Source organism: Nonlabens sp., from assembly GCF_051251825.1.
In the GTDB taxonomy this organism is placed as follows: domain Bacteria; phylum Bacteroidota; class Bacteroidia; order Flavobacteriales; family Flavobacteriaceae; genus Nonlabens.
In genome coordinates, this window is sequence record NZ_JBPOGG010000040.1 from 1 (window position 1) to 3,255 (window position 3,255).

Below are 3,255 nucleotides of genomic sequence, written 5' to 3' on the forward strand. Positions count from 1 at the left end.
TTAAATTATCGCTTTGCGGAAACCAAAGTAAAAGAAGAAAATAAGGCCCATTTACTTTTTACTAAAGTCACTTTTGACAACCGTCACTCGGACCCTTACTTTAATGATTTTGATTTACAGATTCTACTGCCTCATAAGTTGTCACAGTTAGGGCCTTCCTTAGCAAAATCCGATATTAATGGAGACGGACAAGAAGATGTGTTTATTGGGGGAGGAAAAGACCAACCTGGACAATTATTAATAAGTCAGTCAAATACATTTAAGAAGATGAACTCTTCTGTTCTGGTAGAAGATAAATCGTATGAAGATGTTGGGGCTGCCTTTTTTGATGCGGATGGTGACGGAGATAATGACCTTTACGTAGTAAGCGGAAGCTATGAATTTATGGATAACCCAAGAATGTTGGTAGATAGGTTATATCTAAACGATGGTAAGGGGAATTTTAAGAAAGCTGAAAATGCTATTCCAGAAGTAGGTATTTCAGGTTCAGTAGTGGAGCCAGCGGACTATGATGGTGATGGCGACATAGATTTATTTATTGGCGGAAGGCTAATTACGGGTAAATATCCACATCCGGCAAGTAGTTTATTGCTGGTAAATGATGCAGGTAAATTTACAATTCAAAATGAAAACCTCGCTCCGGAATTACAAGGGTTAGGTCTTGTTACCGATGCCAAATGGGTAGACATCAATAATGACCAAAAAGTTGATTTGGTTGTGACTGGCGAGTGGATGGGTATTTTGGTTTTTCTAAATAAAAACAACAAGCTAGAGCGTAGTGATGCATATCCAGAATTAGCAAATGCCGTAGGTTGGTGGAATAAGCTTTTAATAGATGATATAGATGGTGATGGAGACAAAGATATTGTTGCCGGTAACATGGGTTTAAATTCTAAGTTTCATGCTTCTAATGAAAAACCATTTGAAATCTATACTTCAGATTTTGATATGAACGGGTCCGAAGATGTTATTCTAGCAAAAGAGTACCATGGTAAGCAAGTTCCTGTTAGAGGTAAAGGTTGTATGACCCAGCAATTGCCGCATTTGGCGCAAACTATACCAACATATACTGATTTTGCCAGCAAGGATTTAAAAGGTATTGTGGGCGAGGGACTTCAAACGGCACTTCATTACAAAGCAACAGAATTTAGGTCAGGAATATTTTTGAATAATGGTGATAAATTCAACTTTCAACCTTTTGAAAATAGAGTTCAAGTAGCACTAATTAATAGTATGTTATTTCAAGATTTTGATGGTGATGGTTTCAGGGATTTAGTGTTAGCGGGCAACAACTATCAGTCTGAGGTGGAGACCACACGTTCGGATGCTGGTATTGGTAATTTCCTTAAAGGAAATGGTAAAGGGGATTTTGAGTCAATTTCTAGTTTACAATCAGGTTTTTTTGCTGATAAAGATGTTAGAAATATGACTACGATAAATACGAAATCAGGAAGCTTTATATTAGTAGTTAATAATAATGATGAACATGATTTATTTAAAATAAAAACAACTACTAATTAAAGCATGAAATTTCCAATGAGAAATATATTACTTTTTGGATTTGTCTTTTTGCTTTGTACGGCAATGAGCCAGTTAAGTGCGCAGCAAAACCCCGAAAAACAACACGATTCTTTAGCTATACTATTCTTTAAAGAAACTAAAAAGTTAAGGCGAGATAACCCGGATAGTGCTCTAGTTCTTTTACAGCGTAAACATGAGGAATTTTTAAAAAAAGGAGATACGGTAAATGCGGTTAAAGCCTTGCTGGAGATGCCGTACATTTATGGACAACACGTAGATTACAACAAATCTTATGACACGCTTTGGTTTGCATTATTTTTGGCAGACAAAGCTAAGAATGATGAGCTAAAAGCTTCTGTGTACAATTGGCTGGGCAGATTGTATAGTTTTTTTAAGCGGAAAGATGAAGCTTTGGAGTATCTGCAGACCTCTCTTGAAATTAATCGTAAACTGGTTGAAAAAGGCCAGTTGCAGAAAGCAGATTTAGTACGAAACTATTATTTACTGAGTGCAACACATAGAGTGCTGAATCAACCAGAAATGGCAAAAGTTTATCTAGATAGTTGTTTCGTTAATTATGCTCCTACCAATGGTCAATTGCCTTTGGCTTATCTTAATTTTGAAAAAGCGTTTCAATTATCGGTGAACGACAAAAACAAAGAAGCATTACAATTGTTAGAGGAGTTAGAACCTTGGTTTATAGAGCAAAGACCTTCCTATTTAGTTTTGGTTTATTCAGATATGGGTGACGTATATGCAAATTTATCTAACTATAAACAGAGTAAAACCTATTATAAAAAAGCTTTAGAGATATCAAAAAAATATAATAGCCATGTTGATTTTTCTTCTTTAGTTCATGAAAAATTAGCTAATCTATTTGAAGCGCATGGTGAGTTTGAAAAAGCGTTTAGAAATCAAAAAAAATCAAGAGAGATTGATGCCCAATTTTTTGATAGTAGAACAGCAATAAATCAAAGCTTGTTAGAGATTAAAGACGAGTTTAGGATTGAAAAAGAAAATCAAGAACGGCTAGTACAGAAGCAGCGTTTGGAAAAATTAGAGCAAGCAGATGAAATCTCCTTTCTACAACGTATTATTTTGCTTGGCTCTCTTATTTTTCTGATAATTATTGGGGTTGGATTTTTTCAATATATGCGGACAAAACATCTGGCAGAAAAACAACTTTTAAGCAAAAACAAGCAGCTAGAAATTAAAAAAGGAAAAGAACTTTTAGCATTAAAAAATAAAGAGTTAGCAGTTACTGCTTTGCAAATGGTTGAAAAAGATGAATTTTTAAAGGATATTGCAGACAGGTTAAAAGAGTTGGAAAGCACCACAGAAAAACCGGAAATAAAGCAAGTGCTCAAATCTATTTCTCATAATAGATCCGATAATTGGAAGGAGTTTAGGCTTCGGTTTACAGCAGTAAATGAAACTTTTTATCATAAGATTACCACCATGTATCCAAAACTCAGCCAAGCTGATCAGAAAATATGCGCTCTGATAAAATTAAATTTTTCCAGTAAGGAGATGTCCAGGCTCCTTGGTATTTCTGTAGAATCTGTTCATACAACGAGGTATAGAGTACGAAAAAAGATGAAATTAGATAGAGGTGTAAATTTGGAAGAATATATTTCATCGCTCTAGCAATTAGCTAATTGTAAGTCAAATTGAAAGAACTACTTACAATTTTAGGAAAAACACTAGTAAAGGTGTTAAATTGCGGCAATATTC

Annotated in this window: 2 protein-coding genes; both read left to right on the forward strand. The window is 34.7% G+C overall.

Annotated elements, in window-relative coordinates; translation table 11 throughout:
• Window positions 1–1,521, forward strand: a 1,521-nt coding sequence (locus ACSHWW_RS14345) for an FG-GAP repeat domain-containing protein (RefSeq protein WP_435683155.1), incomplete at its 5' end; no start/stop codon positions are given.
• 15 nt (window positions 1,522–1,536) lie between these two features.
• Window positions 1,537–3,168, forward strand: a complete 1,632-nt coding sequence (locus ACSHWW_RS14350) for a tetratricopeptide repeat protein (protein WP_435683156.1) — start codon at window positions 1,537–1,539, stop codon at window positions 3,166–3,168.
• Window positions 3,169–3,255: the final 87 nt, after the last annotated feature.

What these genes read in the sequence shown, in the direction of transcription:
- ACSHWW_RS14350 (WP_435683156.1), top strand. Translation starts at nt 1,537, where the DNA reads ATGAGAAATATATTACTTTTTGGATTTGTCTTTTTGCTTTGTACGGCA.